25 protein-coding genes, 2 tRNA genes and 1 pseudogene are annotated in these 20599 nt (G+C 57.5%); 22 read left to right on the top strand and 6 right to left on the bottom strand.

The window, feature by feature from the left end; all coding sequences use genetic code 11:
• The 13 genes from Q7V03_RS17300 to Q7V03_RS17240 all read left to right on the top strand — a co-directional run.
• Positions 1-1082 (top strand): hypothetical protein (locus tag Q7V03_RS17300; RefSeq protein ID WP_304926839.1); only part of this gene is annotated, 1082 nt, incomplete at its 5' end.
• Positions 1083-1174: 92 nt separating this feature from the next.
• Positions 1175-2158, top strand: coding sequence for a pyocin knob domain-containing protein (locus Q7V03_RS17295; RefSeq protein ID WP_304926840.1), 984 nt, complete (start codon positions 1175-1177; stop codon positions 2156-2158).
• 12 nt (positions 2159-2170) lie between these two features.
• On the top strand, positions 2171-2386 hold the full coding sequence (locus Q7V03_RS17290; RefSeq protein ID WP_304926838.1) for a hypothetical protein: 216 nt from the start codon (positions 2171-2173) through the stop codon (positions 2384-2386).
• Positions 2383-2721: a hypothetical protein gene (locus Q7V03_RS17285; protein ID WP_304926837.1), complete on the top strand. Its 339-nt coding sequence runs from the start codon at positions 2383-2385 to the stop codon at positions 2719-2721. Before Q7V03_RS17290 ends, Q7V03_RS17285 begins: the two co-directional genes overlap by 4 nt.
• Positions 2722-2827: 106 nt before the next feature.
• Positions 2828-3178 carry a hypothetical protein gene (locus Q7V03_RS17280; RefSeq protein ID WP_304926836.1) on the top strand — a complete coding sequence of 117 codons (351 nt, stop codon included), beginning with the start codon at positions 2828-2830 and terminating at the stop codon, positions 3176-3178.
• A complete protein-coding gene (locus Q7V03_RS17275) occupies positions 3175-3420 on the top strand; it encodes a hypothetical protein (protein ID WP_304926835.1) in 246 nt (81 codons plus the stop codon). The genes Q7V03_RS17280 and Q7V03_RS17275 overlap by 4 nt, the downstream gene beginning before the upstream one ends.
• A complete protein-coding gene (locus Q7V03_RS17270) occupies positions 3404-3883 on the top strand; it encodes a lysozyme (RefSeq protein ID WP_304926834.1) in 480 nt (159 codons plus the stop codon). Before Q7V03_RS17275 ends, Q7V03_RS17270 begins: the two co-directional genes overlap by 17 nt.
• A 70-nt stretch (positions 3884-3953) precedes the next feature.
• Positions 3954-4247 carry a hypothetical protein gene (locus Q7V03_RS17265; RefSeq protein ID WP_304926833.1) on the top strand — a complete coding sequence of 98 codons (294 nt, stop codon included), beginning with the start codon at positions 3954-3956 and terminating at the stop codon, positions 4245-4247.
• A gap of 610 nt (positions 4248-4857) precedes the next feature.
• On the top strand, positions 4858-5034 hold the full coding sequence (locus Q7V03_RS17260; RefSeq protein WP_304926832.1) for a hypothetical protein: 177 nt from the start codon (positions 4858-4860) through the stop codon (positions 5032-5034).
• A 222-nt stretch (positions 5035-5256) separates the two neighbouring features.
• A complete protein-coding gene (locus Q7V03_RS17255) occupies positions 5257-6252 on the top strand; it encodes a hypothetical protein (protein WP_304926831.1) in 996 nt (331 codons plus the stop codon).
• 7 nt (positions 6253-6259) lie between these two features.
• Positions 6260-6649 (top strand): hypothetical protein, encoded by a 390-nt coding sequence (locus Q7V03_RS17250; RefSeq protein WP_304926830.1) that lies wholly within the window; start codon positions 6260-6262, stop codon positions 6647-6649.
• Positions 6650-6684: 35 nt separating this feature from the next.
• Positions 6685-7272, top strand: a complete 588-nt coding sequence (locus Q7V03_RS17245; protein WP_304926829.1) for a hypothetical protein — start codon at positions 6685-6687, stop codon at positions 7270-7272.
• A gap of 542 nt (positions 7273-7814) precedes the next feature.
• Complete coding sequence (locus Q7V03_RS17240) at positions 7815-8654, top strand: glycosyltransferase family 2 protein (protein WP_304926828.1); 840 nt, start codon at positions 7815-7817, stop codon at positions 8652-8654.
• Positions 8655-8929: 275 nt separating this feature from the next.
• Here Q7V03_RS17240 and Q7V03_RS17235 read toward each other — a convergent pair whose 3' ends face one another.
• Positions 8930-9322 (bottom strand): hypothetical protein, encoded by a 393-nt coding sequence (locus Q7V03_RS17235; RefSeq protein ID WP_304926827.1) that lies wholly within the window; start codon positions 9320-9322, stop codon positions 8930-8932.
• An 875-nt stretch (positions 9323-10197) separates the two neighbouring features.
• On the bottom strand, positions 10198-10860 hold the full coding sequence (locus Q7V03_RS17230) for a hypothetical protein (RefSeq protein WP_370651159.1): 663 nt from the start codon (positions 10858-10860) through the stop codon (positions 10198-10200).
• Between Q7V03_RS17230 and Q7V03_RS17225 the strand changes: the two genes are divergently transcribed.
• The 4 genes from Q7V03_RS17225 (at position 10804) to Q7V03_RS17210 (ending at position 12320) form a co-directional block, all read left to right on the top strand.
• A complete protein-coding gene (locus tag Q7V03_RS17225) occupies positions 10804-10938 on the top strand; it encodes a hypothetical protein (protein ID WP_304926825.1) in 135 nt (44 codons plus the stop codon). The genes Q7V03_RS17230 and Q7V03_RS17225 overlap by 57 nt on opposite strands.
• Before the next feature lie 136 nt (positions 10939-11074).
• Entirely contained in the window at positions 11075-12004 is a 930-nt protein-coding gene (locus Q7V03_RS17220) for a pirin family protein (protein WP_304926824.1), read from the top strand.
• A 131-nt stretch (positions 12005-12135) separates the two neighbouring features.
• Positions 12136-12212: transfer RNA gene (locus Q7V03_RS17215), tRNA-Asp, on the top strand.
• 31 nt (positions 12213-12243) lie between these two features.
• A tRNA-Asp gene (locus Q7V03_RS17210) sits at positions 12244-12320 on the top strand.
• 164 nt (positions 12321-12484) lie between these two features.
• Here the strand turns inward: Q7V03_RS17210 and Q7V03_RS17205 are convergent.
• Entirely contained in the window at positions 12485-12928 is a 444-nt protein-coding gene (locus Q7V03_RS17205) for a GNAT family N-acetyltransferase (protein WP_304926823.1), read from the bottom strand.
• A gap of 221 nt (positions 12929-13149) precedes the next feature.
• On the opposite strand from Q7V03_RS17205, the gene Q7V03_RS17200 reads away from it, so the two are divergent.
• Positions 13150-13413: a DUF1344 domain-containing protein gene (locus Q7V03_RS17200; protein ID WP_304926822.1), complete on the top strand. Its 264-nt coding sequence runs from the start codon at positions 13150-13152 to the stop codon at positions 13411-13413.
• 65 nt (positions 13414-13478) lie between these two features.
• Here Q7V03_RS17200 and Q7V03_RS17195 read toward each other — a convergent pair whose 3' ends face one another.
• Positions 13479-14849: a M20/M25/M40 family metallo-hydrolase gene (locus Q7V03_RS17195; protein WP_304926821.1), complete on the bottom strand. Its 1371-nt coding sequence runs from the start codon at positions 14847-14849 to the stop codon at positions 13479-13481.
• 122 nt (positions 14850-14971) lie between these two features.
• On the opposite strand from Q7V03_RS17195, the gene Q7V03_RS17190 reads away from it, so the two are divergent.
• From Q7V03_RS17190 to ispG, 4 genes are all read left to right on the top strand, one after another.
• Positions 14972-15376 carry a hypothetical protein gene (locus Q7V03_RS17190; protein ID WP_304926820.1) on the top strand — a complete coding sequence of 135 codons (405 nt, stop codon included), beginning with the start codon at positions 14972-14974 and terminating at the stop codon, positions 15374-15376.
• A 108-nt stretch (positions 15377-15484) separates the two neighbouring features.
• Complete coding sequence (gene hemA, locus Q7V03_RS17185) at positions 15485-16708, top strand: 5-aminolevulinate synthase (protein ID WP_304926819.1); 1224 nt, start codon at positions 15485-15487, stop codon at positions 16706-16708.
• Between the two features lie 116 nt (positions 16709-16824).
• The gene (locus tag Q7V03_RS17180) at positions 16825-18030 is read left to right on the top strand and encodes a helix-turn-helix domain-containing protein (RefSeq protein ID WP_304926818.1); all 1206 of its coding nucleotides are present in this window, start codon (positions 16825-16827) and stop codon (positions 18028-18030) included.
• 91 nt (positions 18031-18121) lie between these two features.
• Positions 18122-19252 carry a flavodoxin-dependent (E)-4-hydroxy-3-methylbut-2-enyl-diphosphate synthase gene (gene ispG, locus Q7V03_RS17175; protein WP_304926817.1) on the top strand — a complete coding sequence of 377 codons (1131 nt, stop codon included), beginning with the start codon at positions 18122-18124 and terminating at the stop codon, positions 19250-19252.
• A 143-nt stretch (positions 19253-19395) separates the two neighbouring features.
• Here the strand turns inward: ispG and Q7V03_RS17170 are convergent, their stop codons facing one another.
• Both Q7V03_RS17170 and Q7V03_RS17165 read right to left on the bottom strand, forming a co-directional pair.
• Complete coding sequence (locus tag Q7V03_RS17170) at positions 19396-20151, bottom strand: DsbA family protein (protein ID WP_304926816.1); 756 nt, start codon at positions 20149-20151, stop codon at positions 19396-19398.
• A 216-nt stretch (positions 20152-20367) separates the two neighbouring features.
• Positions 20368-20599 (bottom strand): annotated as a pseudogene (locus Q7V03_RS17165) (hypothetical protein); the annotation flags it as partial.

Below are 20599 nucleotides of genomic sequence, written 5' to 3'. Positions count from 1 at the left end.
GCGGCGCTACGCGATCAACACCTGCAAATCGACGGTCAAATCGCGACCAACACCCGGCAAAGCCTGCAACTCGAACGGTCATGGGATGCTATTGGAATGCCACCAGCGAGGGCTGCGCTATGAAAGTCGTTATCCCAACGCCGGTCCTCTCTGTGAACTATGCGAAAGACCCTGCTGCGTTTGGCTATTCCAACGCGACTGACTCGCCGGAATGGGCAGTTGGTACAACCTACGCAGCCGGTGATCGGGTGATCGTGGATGCGCTGCAATCTACCTTCGAGAGCCTGGTCGCGGGCAACATCGGTCATGCGCCGGTGCTTGCGCCCGCAACCTCTACTTTCTGGGTTCGCGTTGGCTCATCAAATGCGTGGAAGCCATTTGATAAAGTCGTTTCCAGCCCTTTGATTGGCTATACCGCCGCCTCGCAGCAACTCGATCTGATGAACTTTCGCTTAACGAGTATGGGGCGGTTTTCAACGATCTGCGTGTTGTCTACCGAAGCAGGAAAGGTGCGCGTCGCCTATAGCCCAGATGGCGGCACAACGACGACCTATGATCAGACGCGAACCGCCGTCAACACCGAGCCAGTGATTGATCTGTGGACATATTTCTTCGAAAAGCTGAACCAAACCCGTGACTTTATTTTCGATGATATCGACGGATACGGCGCGACATCGGCGGCGCAAATCACCATCACGTTGGACAATGCCAGCACTGGTGTCGCCGTCACCTGTGGCGAGATCATTGTCGGCCCGGCATTTGACATAGGTGACTGTCACGCCGGGGCGCGGCTGGAACTTAACGATTATAGCCGCAAAGAGCGCAATGAGTTTGGCGATCTGACCCTTGTGGAGCGGGCTTATAGCTACACGGGCAGCTTCGACATCGAGATAGCGAAGGCGTTCCGCAACACGGTCCAGAGCCTGATGGTCGATATTCGCGCTACGCCCTGCGTGTTCTACCCGTCCGCCTCTGACGCAAACGATGGGCTGATTGTCTACGGCTTCGAAAAAACCTTTGCGATCAATTACGACACCCCCGAGCGGGCCTATGCCTCGCTCGTAGTTGAAGGACTGACCTGATGCCAGCACCGCTAATCAGCACGGCTCCGCCCGCGCCGAGTCGACTTGTTCCGTCCACGTTCAGCGCCCTTGGCGATGCCTTCTTGGCGTGGATGGCCAGCGCCCCGCCCGAGTTTAATGCGCTGGCGGACTATCTGGGCAACCTTGCTCTTGCGACCGGGCCTGGGCTGTTTCTGGACGGCACAGCCGCAGCGCCGGGGGTGTCGTTCGCATCCGATACCGATACCGGGCTATTTCGCAGCGGTGCCAATCTGCTCGCATTCAGCGCCGGCGGCACACGGCGCGCATTGCTCAGTACCACAGCGTTTCAGATAGATGTGCCGATCACAGGAACGGCGGTGCAGGCGAGTGCGACTGACACCACGGCAGGACGCCTGCTTAAGGTCGGAGCGTTCGGCCTTGGCGTGATCGCCACGGCTCCCGTCTTAACAGACTTTGACGCGACTGACACCGCATCGGGCACCTACAGCTACACCACGGGGGCCACGGGCACATTCCCGTCCGGTGTGACTGCGGCGGCGGGCGGCGTAATTACTGTATACCGCGAGAGCGCCGCCAAGGGCTACATGACGCTGCAACCCGCCAGCAATAACGTTCTATATTTCCGCAATCTTTATACAACGTGGGGGACGTGGCAGGAGTTGGCAAAGATCGACAGCCCAGCATTTAGGGGTACTCCTGCGGTGCCAACGGCGGCGGCTGGCACGAATACCACTCAGATTGCATCAACTGCCTATGTTAAAAATGAAATACCGACTGCTCTGAACGCCAGTGGTTCAGCCCCGATTTATGCCTGCCGCGCGTGGGTGAATTTTAATGGCACTAACACAGTCGCAATCCGGTCCAGCGGAAACGTGTCGTCTATCACCGATAACGGGGTGGGCAATTACACGGTGAACTTTACCACAGCTATGGATGACGCGGATTTCTCAGCAGTAGCATCGGGGCAATCATCAAACTCCGTTGATGGTTATTGTTCTATAATCTCCACAACAACAACAAGCGTTCGGGTTGGCACGAGACTTAACAACTCTATACAAGATAGCCCAATTACTTGTGTCGCAATCTTTCGCTGAAAGGAAAGCCAAATGAAACGCATCATATACCAGACACCCGAAGGTGGCGTGGCTATTGTTATTCCAGCCCCAGATTGCGGACTGACGATTGAGGAAATTGCGGCGAAAGATGTGCCGACGGGATTGCCGTTCAAAATCATCGACGCCGTGGACCTCCCATCCGACCGTAGCCAGCGCGACCTGTGGGCCGTTGACGTTGCAATCCTGACCGATGGAGTCGGCGCATGATTACCATTCGCCAACCCGACCCCGCCGTAGTCCTCGCAGCATGGCGCGACACCCGCAAACTGTCCCGTGCTGAGTTCTGCCTTGCCATCCTCCGCGCCGGACTGGTGACGCCCGAGGAAGCCGTTGTCGCGGCTCAAGGCCAAATCCCGGCGCCGCTGACCGGAGCAATTGCCCAAATGCCGGAACCCCAGCGCAATGAGGCGCGTGTCCTGTGGGCGGGGCTTACCGAAGTGCAGCGCAACCATCCGCTCGTGCTGCTGGCGGGCGAGGCCGAAGGGTTGGACGCAGCCGCGCTGGACGCGCTGTTCGGCTGGCCGGCTGCCATCACCGCCTGAACCCGCCCAACCCACCAACGCAACACCCGCCCCGGCGGGCCGAAACGCATGGGAACGCCAATGCAGTTTGAAATCAAAATCATGCCCGGAATCAATGGAGCCTTGCATGACCAATCCTGACACGGGCAAGCCAATGATCGAAAACTCTGACCGCGGCATCACGATGGCAAAGCCTCTGGCGTGGACTATTCTCGCCAGTATCGTGGCCGTGGTCTGGTACGGCGGTGGCGTGATTGCTGGCCTCAGCGGATCGACACAGACCGTCACCTCAACCCTATCGACAATGCAAGCGGCAAACGTCCAAATCGAGGGGCGTGTTCGGTCGTTGGAGAATAATGCCGCCGCTGGCCTTGCCCGCTATGACGCGCTGAAACAATCTCTGGATGAAGTCAAAGAGCAGCAGCGCGAAACCAACGATCTGCTGCGGCAGATATTGCAGGGGGGTGGCAAGAAATGATCCCCGGATTTCTTGTCAGCAACTGGCGCAAGGTTCTCGCGCAATCTTGGTCTATCCGGCTGATGGCCTTGGCCGGGGTTTTCTCAGGCATCGAGGCAGCCCTGCCATATCTCGAACAGAGCTTTGATTGGCCGCGGGGCAGCTTCGCAGCCCTGTCAGGTATTACGGTCTGCGCCGCTTTCATTGCGCGCCTCGTGGCCCAAAAGAAATTGCAGGAGGAAGATCATGGTGACGAAGAATAAGGCTGTCGGGGCCGCTGCCGGTGCTGCCGTTGCGATTGCGATCGCCTTCATCGCACCGTGGGAAGGTATCGAGTTGCGCGCCTACCGCGATATCGTTGGTGTGCCGACGATCTGCTACGGCGAAACGCGCGGAGTGCAGATGGGGGATGCCGCCACACTGGCGCAATGTGACTCGCAGTTGGCAAAGGCGGTGGCCGAGTTCGAGAAGGCCGGCCGCGATTGCCTGCCGGCACAACTGCCAGACAAGACGCGCGCTGCGTTCCTCAGTTTCAGCTACAACCTCGGGCCGAGGATCCTCTGCGCCTCGCCAACCATGTCGAAGCTGATCAAGCTTCGTGACATCGCCGGGGCCTGCAAGGCGATGACGTTGTTCAACCGTGCCGGCGGCAAGGTCGTTCGCGGACTGACGCGGCGGCGTGAAGCTGAGAAGGCGCTGTGCCTTGATGGGTTGGCTGGCAAATGATCACCCTGATCTTTGACTGGCGCTTCATCCTTTGGCTGCACAGCTTCGGGATTGGAGTGAGGCCGCGCCGATGAAACCTTGGATCATCATCGCCGCCATAGGCTTCGCTGCCCTCGCCGGGATGCAGGGCTACCGCATGGGTGCCTCTGCCAATGAGGCCCGACACATCGCAGCCCTGGCGGAGGCGCAGGCCGAAGCCCGGACCGAAGCCCGCGCCGCCACCGCAGAAGAAACAAAACGCCTTATTGCGGCGGCAGCCAGTGCCGCAGAGGCCCGCGCTTTGGAGGATCAAGCCTATGCGGCCCCCGTTGAAAATGTTGTTTGCCTGCCTGTGTCTCGCGTCTTGCGCCTCAACAAACGCTGATGCGCCAATCGCCGCATCGCAGGCATCGCTGCTGGTTCCATGTACCGCCCCGGTTCTGTTACCCGAGCAAGCACTTAACGATTCCGAGATCGAAGTATTCTGGGGCCGAGATCGGTCGGCCCTGAGAGACTGCGCAGGACGCCATGCGGCGCTTGCTCAACCCAAGTCCTGAAAGGAAATCCTATGACGCATGAAGTCCCGCCGGCACCCGATTCTGTCGATGCTGAAATCGTGCACCCGAGCGGGCCGAGGTGCTGATTTCGAACTATGATCTGGGTGGCATTTAAGGGTAGTAGAGTTGGGGTTCGGAAGCGAATCGCACGGCTGAAATTACACAGCTGCACTCCGAATCTGTAGTGAGTGGCCGAGTGTAGGGCGCGCCGGACCAAACCCTCGAGCTTGGCGCGCCTTAGCAAAGCACAGGCACGGCCGAGACCTTACATCATGAGCAGATAAACCGCCCCTGCGAGAACGCAGTTAAACGTGAACAATACGATGGTCAGGCGAACGTCAGTCATGGCGATTCCCCCCTTTCATACCGACGCCCCCATTATGCGCCCGCAACTTTCGAGATCAACAAAATGGGAATTACTCGGCTGGAAGTTGCCTGTTGACGGGTTTGAAGTGGCGTCCCATCCTGTCTTTGAACGACGTTGTAGGCGTGCGCGAAACCTTCAAAGCCCTCCGATTCCGCGAGGTGAAAACCACCTACACGATCTCGGCGAAGGGGACGGCACCCGAGCGGGCCGAAGTGCTGATTTCGAACTATGATCTGGGGGAGGCTTGATGGCGTGAAACCGCTCTTTAAGGGGCTTAAGCGGCCCCTCAGAGAAAATTCGCGCGACTGAATGCCTTCTCGGTGCCAGCCTACGGAGCACAGGAACTTCTGGCAGAATCGTTTCCTAGCTGAACATAGTGAAACACAAGTGCTAGGGGGGGTGACAAGTTGCTATTAAGTACGCTCGAGTCTTTGCGTAAAAGGCTTTCATGGACGGGAGCCAGAGTAGTTATGCGGATGGCAGGAATGGAGCCGGGTCGTGGTTGGCAGAAGACCATCGAGAAGGTGAAATCTGGAGTGGCAGAAGGAACCGTTGGCAAGTTGCAGGACTCGCTCATCGAGAGCATTCTTTGCGGTGATAAGTTCACTAAGCTCTATCCTCTCGACGACAAAGGCCGCATCGATATGCATCTGTGGATGAGCTCGCTTAACTGCAGTGACTCTCTCTCCGCCCGCATATTTCCTTTGCTACTCGACGAAGGCCAGTTGGCCACAGCGGATGGTGCCTTTTCGGTCCTTTCAACCCAGTCAAACGAAGACGGGATCGGTGTGATCTTGAGCAGCATATTTAATATGAAGGTTCGCGAAGAGATCGATTTCGAAGAGTTCGAGAACTCTGCGGAGATGCGGTCTAAGTTCGACGAAGTAGTCGGTTTCAAGTATCGGCGAGTGCAACTTCATCATGTCATTTGGGTTCCGCATCTTCGGCAGCAGCTCGAAATAAGGGTGGACGCCCCTAAGGGCATGCCCGAAGATGCTATTCACGCGCACCATTCCCATCTGAAACGGATGATCGCCGATGCCAATGTCTTAACGCTTGGCAACTCCCACAACCTGTTCCCGGCCGTGCGAGCGTTCTACGATGATGGTGAAGAAGGTGATGTAACAGAAATTACATTTGCCACGACGACTTCGGCTATCAAGCATGAGAAAATCATCCGGCGACCAAGTTCGCGTCTCGATCAGCGCTTGGAGACATATCATCAAGGCGGCAAAACAGCACTTCAGACCGACATTCGCATCTATCGTTTGAGCGTCGAATGGCCGAAATCGGAAGACAATCTGTCCTTCGCACCAACTCTAACTTTGGCGGCTTCGGGGCCAGCTGGGAGAGCTGGATCGCCCGATCCGACAATATCGGGTGCTCTCATCGGTAATTGTGTTCGAGCAGCCGACTACGAATTCGTTGTTGAGAGACTTGGCCTGAAGTCTGGTCTCGCTGCATAGTATGACCATGTGTGACCTTCGCAAAGCACGAGAAACGATTGAAACGGCTGGGCTCGACCAGCCGTTTTTGGACGTGTGTCTGCGAGTGACTGGGGCTCTTGAAGCACTTGATGGGGATAGGGGGAAGTTTCTGCCGTTGTCGTTTTTTCTAACTGTTGTGGACGATACCAACGCAAAGGTCGCGCTGTCGGCTCTCAGCTACATCTGCACGATGGAATGCCCACCGCTTGCAGCACATGGCTATATTTGTGATGCAGACGAAGAATTGATCGTGCTCGACGACGAAGATTTTCTGGAAGTCGTCAAGACTGGTGATCTGATTCACCCGCGGACCGGTGAATTCCTCCAGCAGGCTCGAAACCGTGTTCACATTTTTTATTCTTTGCTTTCACTTTGATCGACAGGAACAATAACCCCTCCCTAGCGGACATCATGTCTGAGCTGGACGGGAGTCCGGCATTTTTCGCGGTGGGGTGGTCAATCAAACAAACCCATCAAGAGCGATTTGAGTTGATCGAGCAGGTCGTCGATCAGTGCTACAGAGAGCTTGTGGAAAAAAGACAAGCTTTCCACACTTTGGGGGAGGATCAGCTAAGCCTGATTATCTGTTCAATGATTGCGTTCACGGGGGCCGCTGTCAGCCATGACGCTCAGATCGGAGGGCACGTTGACATTGTAGTTCGCGGTCCGAATGCGTTCCTTTGGATTGGAGAGGCGAAGATCTACAACGGTCCGGCATATGTGATGGGCGGTTTTGAGCAACTTTCGACCCGGTATGGTGTCGCAGGCGTAGGGTGCGATCGCGGCGAGATCATCATTTACTGCAAGCAGCCGAATGCTACACGGGCGTTAGTTGCGTGGCGGGACCACCTTGTCGGAAACGGCGTCGTTGAGATCGGAGAAGATAAGTCAAGTACGAGTGCTCTTGTGTTCCGATCAAAACATAGTTGCCCAGGTACAGGGTGCGACTTCCTAGTCAGGCATCGAATTGTGCCTTTGCATTTCAGGCCGACAAAGTAAGTTGACCCAGTTTTACCGAGGGGTTCTGGATTATCCAGAGATCATATTGCGCTAACTTTCGCAAAATAGCGTTGCTGCAGGTTATGGTGTCAAACTCTGCGGCTTTTGCTGTCACGCTACAGCGAATGATTTTGTTTGCCGCCCGTCCCCACCGCAGAAAACGCCATGACGCTTAGCCGCGCGCCACGCACTTGCCGAGATTGGCGCGGTCCCTGCCCCAGAGAACTTCAATCTCGGCGTCATCTAGTGCGCGGCGGTAGCACTTGCGGGCCGGGGATAAACGGAAGATCAGGGCGCGCTGCGCAGGCGTCCAGCGTGGGCGCAGGCAGACCAACCCATTACTTCGGCGCGACCATGATCATAACTGATTGATCCATTGTCCTGCCCGCCGCAGTCGTCACGCGGCAGATGATTGAATAAGTGACCGCCGACACCGCTCGAGGCGAAAACACTTGATCGGCGGGCAAATTCAGCCGACCTTACTGTCGAGCCGTCGACCAGTTGGGAAATGTCGGTCAAATCAAGCTACTAAGAGGTAAAAATTGTTTGCACAACTGCGCACAAAAATTCAGACATGGAATCGCAAACGCCGAGTACAGCGGTTTGAAAAGCGCGAAGCCTACACCGGACATGACTGTAGGTTAGGTGTTCTTGGTATCATGAAAAATGAAGCCATGAACATTGACGAATGGGTTCAGCATTACCTGTCGATGGGCGCAGGGAAGATTTTTTTAATCGACAATGGAAGTAGCGATGAAACAGTTGGTAAAGCCAAACTATGGGTTGCCAAAGGCGTCGTTGAACTTGTGGAATATGCCGGGCAACAAATGCAGCGGCAACATTACTGGTCGGCGTTTAAGGAACTAAAAATTGCAAAAAAATGTCAATGGCTTATAGTTGCGGACTTGGATGAGTTCTGGTTTTGCCCCTCAGGAGAAACCATTGCCGCGCAACTATCTGATTTCACTTTTTTAGATTTAATCTACGCCAACTGGCGGATGTTTGGTAGCAACGGCTTGGATAAACATCCGGCAAGTGTCCGTCAGAGCTTCACTATGCGCGCACCTGAGTTACATCGTCACAAAGAGCGCAAATACATGTGCCGAACCTCTGTGATTAAATCTAAGAGAACTCTTGGAATTCACACAATCAATGGTGCTCGATCAAATCGCACCGTGTCCGACAATGAGCGATTTCATCTCAACCACTATGGAATCCAAAGCATCGAATACTTTCAGAAGGTCAAAATGACGCGTGGAGATGCGGCGTCAATTCAATACGCTCCGGTCCGGGATTTAACATACTTTCAAGAACGTGATGCCCCCTGCACGATGTCAGATCATCTTCTTGCCGACTTGGTGGCAAGCGGTAAAATCAAATAAACCTGACCGCTTTTGCTCCGCAACCAGCGTGGATTTTGCTGTCAAACTCTGCAGCTTTTGCTGCCACGCCACAGGCGCATGACAATCACAAGCTATGCGTCGGACGGCCTGATCATCGACTTCCCGGTGACGTTCCCCGCAACCGGGCCGCCACCGTTCTGGGCGGCATGGCTTCGGTGTTGGCTGACCTTGTAGCAGGAGGCACGGCGATCCCAGCATCGACCGCTATGTCAGGCAGCACTGTCACGGAGATCTTAGCAGCGGGGGGGCATGGGTTAGACTCCAAACCGCTTGAAAAGCGCATAGCCTATAAGCCCGCACGCCAGCGTTATTCCTAAGACAACTGGCGAAACGACACCCAAGACAATCAACCCTATGCAAACCCCAGCGATTGCGAGGTTTTCCGCGTGGTTCACTTCCTTAGATGTTTTGAACGCGACCCGAGGTAGCGCCTCGGCGATGTGGTCAACTGTGATCTTTAGCTTTTTGACCTCATCGAGCAACGCATCAAATCTGTCTGCATCATCTGAAATTACCTCACCAAACACATCCTCGATTTTCTCTCTGCCATTTCCGTCATCCTGGCTGTCCGTGACAATTTGCAGCTTATTTTTTCGCCGCGCGCGTATCTTGTCGGCGTGCATTTCGTTGCCCGTCCCATCGTCCATTTCATCCCCCTCGGTTGTGTGATGCTGTCGGGCTGATTCTGCCCAGCTTCAGAATGCACGTCGCGGTGTGGTTGATCTGCCTATCCAAAAGGATAGCTGCAATACGCTTTCGTTCATTAATTGTTCATGTAAAGTTCCGAAGCAGGGGCCGGGCTCGCAATGATGCGCGAGACGCGCGCGCGACGACGGATGTCCTGAGGTTACGCAAGCTGCCAAGCCGGTGGAAGTAGAATTTCCCTAGGATAAAATCCGAGGTTCAGGTTGGTTCCCAAATTCTCGATTTGTTCACGGGAAAAAAGGCGTAAAACGCTTTGCGATTGGGAACTATTTAATGATATTTTTCAATTATATAGCTAACTTCTTGTCTCGTTTACACCGAGAATGTCGGCGGTTCGAGCCCGTCACGACCCACCATTTTCAATGACTTAGCTGATCAGTCTGTGTCTTGGTTTCAATCCAACCGGGTGGGCCTATTTCTGAGTTAAGCGCAAGCTTGTGGCGTACACATGTGCGCCTTTGCCCGCGGCGTGTTATGCTTTGCTTAGGTTGCGTGGCAACATCCGGTGCAAGACAACGTGGCATGCTTCTGGGCTTTGTTCTCGGCCAGACAGGGCAGTGGCAGGTTTGTCGTCCGGGCCATTCATGCCGTCAATGTCGGCGGAACTATCAATATCCGGTCACACCAGCGCCTTGGCGGTGCTGCCCCGTGCCAACGCGCCAAGCGGGTTAAGCCGGAACCAAACGGTGGAGACGGGGCCGCCGAAATCAGTGTTTTGCATGGCAGCAGTTTAGGCGCAGCTGGATGCGCTTAGCCCTGAAACCGTCCGCACGACCACAGCGCCATTCAGACCCTTAAGATCATAGACTTCTGAAATCTAACCCAACGGCACCTTAAGCAGGACCCCGCTGTCGCCCGTTGCGGCGCAAATGCGGCGTGGCCAGGTGAGCCGCTGATCACTGCCGCCCTGCGCCGCGCGTTGAAACTGGGTCGGACTGCAGCGGTGCGCACCGCGCGCGGATGGGGTGGAAGTGACGGCGACATTTAACCCATTCGCCGCCGGTGAACGGGCAGGACCGATGCGCCAGTTCCACGGCATGCCAACAGCGGATTTCGCAATCGAAACCGGGGCGATGTCATCCATCAGCGCGATCAACCATGCGCCTGCGGCCGTCGGGTTGCCCATCGCATCTTGAGTGCCGCGCTGCCCGCACAACAGACGCCAGCGGCCCGGACTGATCAGGATGGCGGTGCCAAACTGGTGGATTTGCCAGCGCCCAGCGACCGTTTCAATGACCTGCGCCGTTTCACCGGCGGAAAGCTGATCATCCGTGACGTTGGCAAGGTTATGCGCAGGGCGGCCCCACTGGGGGGGCTCTGACATAGCGGCGCTTGATCCGGGCGTCGGGAGCGCGGCGCGAAAAGTAGGGGTAAAAGGATTCCAAGCTTTTCGGATCACGAACATATTGGGCTGGTTGGTCGCGTGGTCGACCGCAGCCGCGCCTGTCTTGGTGAAGCGTCTCGGTTTCAATTGCGCCACCACGGCTCTGCCACGGCGGGCGTTGGTGTGATCGTGGTGGCACCGGGGCCGCAGCCGCTGTGCCGTTCGCACAAATGACGGCGGGGCTTGGCCTTGTGGGGATGATTTCATCATCTTCTGACGGTTGCGCGATCACGCACACAAGCCGCGCGCAAAGCGGTCTATGGTGCTTCGAGGTTTGCGCCTATCTTTGTTTAAACAGATGGAGGCGAATATGAGCTGGAATCCTTTGCTGGATGCGCAGGTCCCGATGGGCGATCAGGTGGATGCGATTGAGGCGCTGATCATTCCGCGTGCGCGGGATTTGGGCGGGTTTGAGGTGCGCCGGGCCTTGCCCTCGGCACAGCGGCAAATGGTGGGGCCGTTTATTTTCTTTGACCAGATGGGTCCTGCCGAGTTTCTAACCGGCAAGGGCGTTGACGTGCGTCCGCATCCGCATATTGGTCTCTCGACGGTGACTTACCTCTTGAAAGGTCGGATGCATCACCGCGATTCTTTGGGCAGCGATGCCTGGATCACGCCGGGAGAGGTCAATCTGATGCAGGCCGGACATGGAATCACCCATTCCGAGCGCACCGATGGCGCTTTGCCGCAGACGTTGTTTGGCTTGCAGACCTGGTTGGCGCTGACCAAAGAACAGGAAGATGCACCGCCGGCATTCCACAATCTGGGGGTCGATGCGCTGCCGCTGCTGGAGGCCGAGGGCAAGCAGGTGCGGTTGATTCTGGGCTCGGCTTGGGGGGCGAAAGTGCCCTTGGATCTGTCCTCCGAGACCTTTTATGCCGATGCGACGCTGGCTGCGGGGGCCGCGCTGCCGTTGCCGGATGAGCATGAGGATCGCGGGGTCTATGTGCTGCAAGGGGAGGTCAGCCAAGGCGGGCAGACCTATAGCGTGGGCTCGATGCTGGTGTTCCGTCCCGGTGATGGCATTTCGGTGAAGGCGGGGGCCGAGGGCGCGCGGATCATGGTGCTGGGCGGGGCGACGATGGACGGACCACGGCATATCTGGTGGAACTTTGTCGCCTCGTCGAAGGAACGTATTGAGGCCGCAAAAGAGGCGTGGCGGGCGGGGGATTGGGCGCATGGGCGGTTTCAGCTGCCACCTGCGGACCATGACGAATTCATCCCGGCGCCAGACCATTAAAAACGCCAGATCGTTGAAAAGCCCGGATCGTTGAAAAACATCGGCAATCCTGCTTGACGCCGCTTGGCCCCTTGCGTAATACCCCGACACACCCAAGTGATTGGGTGCCTCGGGCAACCGGGGGCAAGGCGGCGGTGGTAGCTCAGTTGGTTAGAGTACCGGCCTGTCACGCCGGGGGTCGCGGGTTCGAGTCCCGTCCACCGCGCCACTTGCCCCAAGGTTGTGAGATGTGAAAATGCGCGGTGGTAGCTCAGTTGGTTAGAGTACCGGCCTGTCACGCCGGGGGTCGCGGGTTCGAGTCCCGTCCACCGCGCCATTTCACAGAACTTTCCAAAATTTTTGGCTGAAGCAGGTGCGTGCTGCATGGGCGTGCGTGGGCTTTGCACCGCCGCGCCGCAGTTTCTTGGCTCTAGCGGAGCAAAATTCTGCGCACCCGCAGGATATTTTTGCAAAGATGAAAGCACATTTTAGCGGATTTGCTTACAGCTTCATCCGGTAGCGGACATGACCGTCGCTGGAGGTGAAGCTGTCGTAGAGACGGCGGGCGGTCGCGTTGCCCTCATCGGTGTGCCAGTAAAGGCGCTGCCAGCCGTTGGCTTTGGCGAGGGCTGCGAGGTCTGTGATCAGCGCCCGCCCGACACCTTTGCCGCGCGCGGTCTCGCTGACGAACAAATCTTCCAGATAGCAATCTTCGCCGATCACCCAAGTTGAGGGGTGGTGCAGGTGGACGGCGAAGCCAAAAACCGTGTTGCCTTCCACGGCCAAACGGATTCTCATTGGGCTGGCCGGGTCATGCGCGCGGGCCCAAGTGTTGGCGGTGACGTCGGGGGCCAGATCCACTTTGTAATAGGTCAGATACTGCGCCCAAAGCCCGCGCCATGCGGCCTCGTCCTCCGGGGTGGTATTGCGGATTTGAACTGTCATATCAGGGTCTTCCGGTTGGGTGATCACGGGGGAATCTCGCAGTTTTCACAGGGTTTCACAAGGCGGTGCCCCCGGATTTCCTTTTGGTATGCTGGGTGTATAACCCACGTTGAAGCCGGGATCTGCCGGACGGAATAACTTCCGCCGACTCGACAGACCGAGACGGTTTCGACGAAAGACCCACGGGGTGCGCCCCCGGTCCAAAATTCGGAGTTACGCAGATGCGTGCTTTTATGCTTCCCGCTGCGATCATTTTGTCCCTTGGTTCGGCTTCGCTGGCTATGGCCGCGCCGACGACCACGGATGGGGTGATCAAATCGCTGGATATGAAAACCCACACCATCACGTTGGCAGACGGCACCGCCTATATGCTGCCGAAAGGCTTCAAGGATCCGGGGCTGAAGGTGGGCGAGAAGGTTGCGGTGGTCTGGGATCTGAAAGGCAAAATTCACGAGGCCTCGGCGGTAAGTATCGTCAAAAGCTGAAACTGGCCGCAGGGCTTGGGGAACGGGGGCCAGTTGGCCCCCGTTTTTTTATGTGAGTCTGGTTTTTATGTGAGTCTGGCCAAGATGCGCGCCCAAGACCGGATGCCTTTGTGGAAGCATTCGAGATCGTATTTCTCATTCGGCGAGTGGATCTGGTCATTGTCACGGCCAAAGCCGATCAGCATGGCATCCATATCCAGATAGGTTTTGAAATAGCCCGCGATGGGGATCGAGCCGCCGCAGCCGATATAGGCGGCGGACTTGCCCCATTCCTGGCCCAACGCCAACCGTGCGGATTCGAAAGCCGGATCTTCAATCGACATCACACTGGCCCCGCCTGCACCGTGACTTTTCCATTCAACACGGCAATCAGCGGGCAATTGCGCCTCGACCCAGGCGCGAAAACTCTTACGGATGGCCTCGGCATCTTGATCGCCCACAAGGCGGAACGAGACTTTGGCATGGGCCTGCGCGGGCAGCACGGTTTTGAAACCATCGCCGGTATAGCCGCCCCAGATGCCGTTGATTTCCGCTGTGGGGCGCGACCATAGCATTTCCAAGGGTGTGCGGTCTTGCTCGCCAATGGGAATCGACAGGCCAACATCGCCTAAGAATTTCGCATGATCAAACGATAGCGATTGCCATTGCGCGCGGATGTTGTCGGGCAACTCAGTCACGCCATCGTAGAAGTTCGGGATGATGATACGACCGGTGGCGTCGGTCATGTTGCCAAGGATTTTCGCAAGGATTTTGATCGGGTTTGCCGCCGCACCGCCATAAGACCCCGAATGCAGGTCTTTATTGGCGGCGTGGATGGTCAGTTCTTCGCCCAACAACCCGCGCAGCATGGTGGTGATGGCGGGGGTGTTGTCATCGAACAGCCCGGTGTCGCAGATCAGGGCGATGTCGGCTTTCAGTTCGGCGGCGTTTTCTTGCATGAAGGGGATCAGCGACGGCGAACCCGATTCCTCCTCACCCTCCAAGAAGATCGTCAGCTTGCCGGGCAGGGTGCCGTGGATGGCTTTCCAAGCGCGGCAGGCCTCAAGAAACGTCATCAACTGGCCTTTGTCGTCGGACGCGCCACGCCCGCGGATGACCTTGCCTTTGGCGGTGTCTTGGATTTCAGGATCGAACGGGTCGCGATCCCATAGGGACAGCGGATCAACGGGCTGCACATCGTAATGACCATAGAACAGCAGGTGTTTGTCGCCTGTGCCGCCATGTGCCACCACCATCGGATGACCGGGGGTAGGGCGCGACGTTGATTCAAAGCCCAAAGATTTCAGATCTTCGACCAGCCAATCGGCAGCCTTGGCACATTCGGCCTTGTAGGCGGGGTCGGTGGAAATCGACGGGATGCGCAGAAGGTCTAGCAGGCGGTCCAGCGCCTGCGGCAGATCGGTGTCGATGCGGGACAGGACGGCGTCCAAGCTCATCGGGCTCTCCTTGATATATCGGCGATTATTGGCAAGGCAGAGCCTAACAGGACGAGGGGGACTGTCCAGAGGCGGCGGCCTGCGGTAGAAAGCCTGAAAATTCAGGCAGCCGGAGATGTGGCATGATGAAATACATAGGCGCTGGCGTGGCCATGGCGCTCGGGCTGGCGACAGTGGCTGCTGCGGAAGCGGACAAGACAGAAACGGGTGAGTTGGGCGCATCCAGCATCACCCTGCATCTGCAACCTTTTCTGACAGAGGCCGAGCTTGCCACGCTGCGGGTGGTGATGACCAACCCGGACGCTTTGGCGATTTTCGTGCCCGACAGCAGCAAAGGGTTTGCCGCGCTGGCGGTCTCACCCGATGACGGGTTCCTGCCTGAGGGCGCGCCTGCGGCTTCGGCACAGGCGATTGGCGGCTTGCCGGATGCGGCGGCGGCGGCGAAAGATGCGCTGGCGGCCTGTGATAAGCTGCGCAAGGGTGAGGCCGCCTGCGTGCTGGTGCTGGAGATAGCGCCCAAGGGCTGAGGCTTTGGCGCGGCAATATGCCGTCTTTCGCCTGACGCTGGTTTGACGCAGGTCAAGGTATCTTGTGGCCATATGTTTAAACAGGGCCGCAAGATGATGGAGAAGACAATGAACTATGAAGCCGCCCTTGATACCGCGATTGGCCGTTTGCATGACGAGGGCCGCTATCGCACCTTCATCGACATTGAGCGTCGCAAGGGCGCTTATCCGCATGCGATCTGGCGCAAGCCGGATGGCACAGAGGCTGATATCACCGTTTGGTGTGGCAATGATTATTTGGGCATGGGGCAGCATCCGGTGGTTTTGGCCGCGATGCACGAGGCGTTGGATGCAACCGGCGCAGGCTCGGGCGGCACCCGGAACATCTCGGGCACCACGGTCTATCACACCCAGCTTGAGGCGGAATTGGCTGATCTGCATGGCAAGGAAGCGGCTTTGGTGTTCACCAGCGCATATATTGCCAATGATGCCACCCTCAGCACCTTGCCGAAATTGTTCCCCGGCCTGATCATCTATTCCGATGCGCTGAACCATGCCTCGATGATCGAAGGCGTGCGCCGCAATGGTGGCGCCAAGCGGATTTTCCGCCACAACGATGTGGCGCACTTGCGCGAGTTGTTGGCGGCGGATGATCCAAGCATCCCGAAGCTGATCGCGTTCGAGTCGATTTATTCGATGGATGGCGATTTTGGCCCGATCAAAGCGATCTGCGATCTGGCAGATGAGTTCGGGGCACTCACCTATATCGACGAGGTTCATGCCGTGGGCATGTATGGCCCGCGTGGGGCAGGGGTGGCGGAACGCGATGGTTTGATGGGCCGGATCGACATCATCAACGGCACTTTGGCCAAGGCGTATGGGGTGTTTGGCGGCTATATTGCTGCAACTGCGAAGATGGTGGATGCGGTGCGTTCTTATGCGCCGGGGTTCATTTTCACCACCTCTTTGCCGCCTGCGGTGGCAGCAGGTGCGGCTGCATCCGTGCGGTATCTGAAAACCGCGCAACACCTGCGCGATGCGCAGCAAACCGCGGCCCGTATCTTGAAGCTTCGCCTGCGCGGTTTGGGCCTGCCGATCATCGACAATGGCTCACATATTGTGCCGGTGCATGTCGGCAACCCCATCCATTGCAAGATGCTGTCTGACATGCTGCTCGACCAATTTGGTATTTATGTGCAGCCTATCAACTTCCCGACTGTGCCGCGCGGCACAGAAAGACTGCGATTTACGCCTTCGCCAGTGCATGATTCGCTGGCGATTGACGCAGTTGTGAAGGCGATGGACGCGCTTTGGGGGCACTGTGCGCTAAATCGTGCCGAAGCTGTGGCGTAAATGTCTTTCTGCACATGCAGAATCGCTTGCCGCGTGCTAGGTTTTGCCCAATAGACAAAAACGTGAGTCGCCCTGAAGGGTGACAGGGATATCGGGGCAGATATGGGGCTCAGCGCATGATCGGGCGGAGGGTGAAAACTCCGGCAGCCGAAGTGGATAAGCCGAAAGGCTTTGACGATTTTGAGCTGCGCTTAGGGGATTTGATGCGGGGCGAACGTGCCACGCTGGGCAAGTCGTTGCTGGATATTCAGCGCGAGTTGAAGATCAAGGCCACCTATATCGCCGCGATTGAAAATGCCGATGTCTCGGCGTTTGAAACCCCCGGTTTTATTGCGGGCAACGTGCGGTCTTACGCGCGTTATCTGGGCATGGACCCGGATTGGGCCTTTGCCAAGTTCTGCCGCGAGGCGAATTTTGAAGTGGCGCATGGCATGTCGGCGGCGGCATCTTCGGTGTCGATGACGGCTTTGCGCGCACGTCAGGTAGCCAATGAAGGCCGCGAAGGTTTTGGCGACCTGAACACTGCGTTTATTCCACGCAGCGAAAGTCTGTTTGCACGGGTAGAGCCGGGGGCGATTGGCTCGCTTGCGGTGCTGATCGCGCTGATTGGGGCTTTGGGCTATGGCGGCTGGTCGGTGTTGCAAGAAGTGCAGCGTGTGCAGCTTTCCCCGATCGAGCAGGCCCCGGTTGTTGTGGCGGAACTTGATCCATTGGAGGGCGTGAAAGCGGCCCCGGAACAAGTGGCGGATGCTGGCACCGACGCGACGGCGGGCAGCGATCAGTTGGATCGTTTGTATCAGCCTGAGGCGTTGGAGGCTCCAGTGCTGACGGCACGCGATGGCCCGATTGGCACGATCAATCCGCGCGCGGCGGGGGTTTTGACGGCGGATGCTGGTGTGGCGCCCGCAGCGAAAGACAGCCTGCAAGCGGCTATTGACGATACGGTGCAGGTTGTGGTCGAGGCCAAACCCGGCGTCGAAGTGCTGGCGGTGCGGCCGTCTTGGGTGCGCGTCTCGGCTGCCGATGGCACGGTGTTGTTTGAGAAAATCCTTGATGCGGGCGAGCGTTATGCGGTGCCGCCGCTGCAACAGGCGGCTTTGCTGCGCTCGGGCAACTCGGGGTCGATCTATTTCGTGGTGAATGGCAAAACTTACGGCCCAGCCGCCCCCGGCGCGCAGGTGATCAAGAATGTGGCTTTGTCTGCGGAAGCGTTAACTGCGAGCTATCAGACGGCTGACATTTCGGGCGATGCCGATCTGGCGCAGTTTGTGAATGTGGCCGATGCGGGCGTGGCTGCGGTGGGACCTGTGCCCTCGGAATAGCAGCGCGCAAAGTTGATGCAGCTTGTGGCCCCGGACGGTTGCTCCGGGGCTTTTGCTTGTCTATCTAAGGGGGGAGAAGAAGGAGCCTGCCATGACCCATAATCCGATCCGCCCTTGGCGCAATATCGAACGGCGGGTGTCGCGGCAGATCCGCGTCGGCAAGGTTCTGGTCGGGGGCGATGCGCCGATTTCGGTGCAGACCATGACCAACACTTTGACCACCGACGTCGCGGCGACGATTGAGCAAATCCAGCGCTGTGCGGTCGCCGGTGCCGATATCGTGCGTGTGTCGACCCCCGATGAGGGCAGCACATTTGCGCTGCGGGAAATCGTGCGCGAAAGTCCGGTGCCGATCGTCGCCGACATCCATTTCCACTATAAACGCGCCATTGAAGCCGCCGAGGCGGGGGCGGCCTGTCTGCGCATCAATCCCGGCAATATCGGCAATGCGCAACGGGTGCGCGATGTGGTGCAGGCGGCTAAGGATCATGGCTGCTCAATCCGCATTGGGGTCAATGCCGGGTCATTGGAAAAGCATCTGCTTGATAAATATGGCGAACCTTGCCCAGATGCGATGGTGGAATCTGGCATGGATCACATCCGGCTGCTGTTGGACAATGATTTCCACGAGTTCAAGATTTCTGTGAAGGCATCGGATGTGTTCATGGCTGCCGCGGCCTATCAGCAACTGGCCAGCGCCACCGATGCGCCGATCCATCTGGGGATTACTGAGGCCGGCGGGCTGGTATCTGGTACGGTTAAATCGGCGATTGGCCTCGGGACTTTGTTGTGGTCAGGGATTGGAGACACCATTCGGGTCAGCCTGTCCGCCGATCCGGTCGAGGAGGTCAAGGTTGGCTTCGAGATTCTGAAATCTTTGGGTCTGCGCCATCGCGGGGTGACGATCATCTCTTGCCCCAGTTGCGCGCGGCAGGGCTTTGACGTGATCAAGACGGTCTCGGCGCTGGAGGAGAGGTTGGCGCATATCACCACTTCGCTGAGCCTGTCGATCATCGGCTGCGTGGTGAATGGTCCGGGCGAGGCGTTGATGACGGATATCGGCTTTACCGGCGGTGGCGCGGGCTCGGGCATGGTGTATCTGGCTGGCAAGCAGCATCACAAGTTGGGCAACGCGGGCATGGTCGATCACATCGTGGAACTGGTTGAGAAAAAGGCGGCAGAGATTGAGGCGGCGGAAGTTGAAGCGGCTCAAGCTGTCTAGGGCTGCGCATCTGTCATCAGGCAGACGGGGGTTTCATACCCCCGCTCAGCATTGCTGAAGATCCAATGCCGCTTACCCTGTGGGATACTTGCGCGCAGAGGATGACAATTTTACATAACGTTTCAGGACTTTAGCAAAGGCGCTCAGCTTTTGCGCTCGGACGCGACGATCTGCTGCATTCCGTCCAAGGGCACATAGCCACGCAGCATTTGGCTGTCGATCACGAAGGTCGGGGTGCCGCTGATCGCCATTTTACTGCCAAGCTCTTGGTTGGCTGCGATCACGGCACTGACCTCATTCGATGCCATCCGGTCGAGCACGGGTTTGGCCTCAAGGCCAAGATCGGTGGCGAGGCGCGCCAAAGTTTCGGCATCAGGGGCGCCGCGCAGGGTGATCAGCGCGTCATGGGCTTTCTTGTAGGCATCGTTGCCATGCAGCTGCAGCACGGCGATGGCGAAGCGGGCGGAGGCGACGGAATCATCGCCCAAGATCGGGTATTCCTTCAGCACCAGACGGATATTGCCGTCGGCTTTCACCAGATCTTCGACCTCTTGGTAGGCTTTTCGACAATAGCCGCAGCGGTAATCCATGAATTCGACCACGGTGATGTCACCATCGGGATTGCCACCCACCCATGAGGCTTGATCGTCAAACAGATCGGCTTTGTGATCTGTAACCAGTTGCTTGTCGCTGGCCTGTTCCGACTGCGCTTGGCGGTCTTGTAGTGTGTTCATCGCCTCGACCAGCACTTCGGGGTTTTCAATCAGATAGGCTTTGACCTCGGCCCGGAACGCTGCACGTTCGGCTTCGGTCATCGATTCGATGCCTCCGGCGAAGCTGGGGGCAGCGAGAGTGCAGGTCAGCAGGGCGGCAAGCAAGGGCAGGCGGGGCAGGCGCATCGGGGAACCTCGGGCTGGGCCGGACGGGTCGGCCGGGGTTGACGAACGCCTTGTAGGCGACACTATCGGCCATAACAATAGGGGCAGGGTGATGGATAGATCAAGCCGGGGTCAGGTTTATCCCTTCATTGTGATGGATATGGTGAAGTAAAACACACCTAAACCACTGAAAAAAATTTATAAAATAACCTAAATAGTTCGCCTTGAACACTGCATTCAGACTGATGTGACGGCCTGATACTGGCGACCCGGGTGGTAAACTGCGTTCAAAATGGCGACGACGATGCGGACAAGCCAAGATCTGAGATGGGCCAGGATCTTGCGGATGGTGTGGCCGCAGGCGCAGAGCGCGGCAAAGAGAGCGTCGCCGATGGTGCCTTTCAAGGCGCAGCATGTGAGGCGCCCGTCAGTTTTCATGTGGCCGATTTCAGCCTTAATGGCGCTTCGG

The organism is Cypionkella sp., assembly GCF_030652235.1.
Taxonomy (GTDB): Bacteria; Pseudomonadota; Alphaproteobacteria; order Rhodobacterales; family Rhodobacteraceae; genus Cypionkella.
The sequence above is the reverse complement of the archived record's forward strand: the minus strand, read 5'-3'. Positions and strand labels throughout refer to the sequence as shown.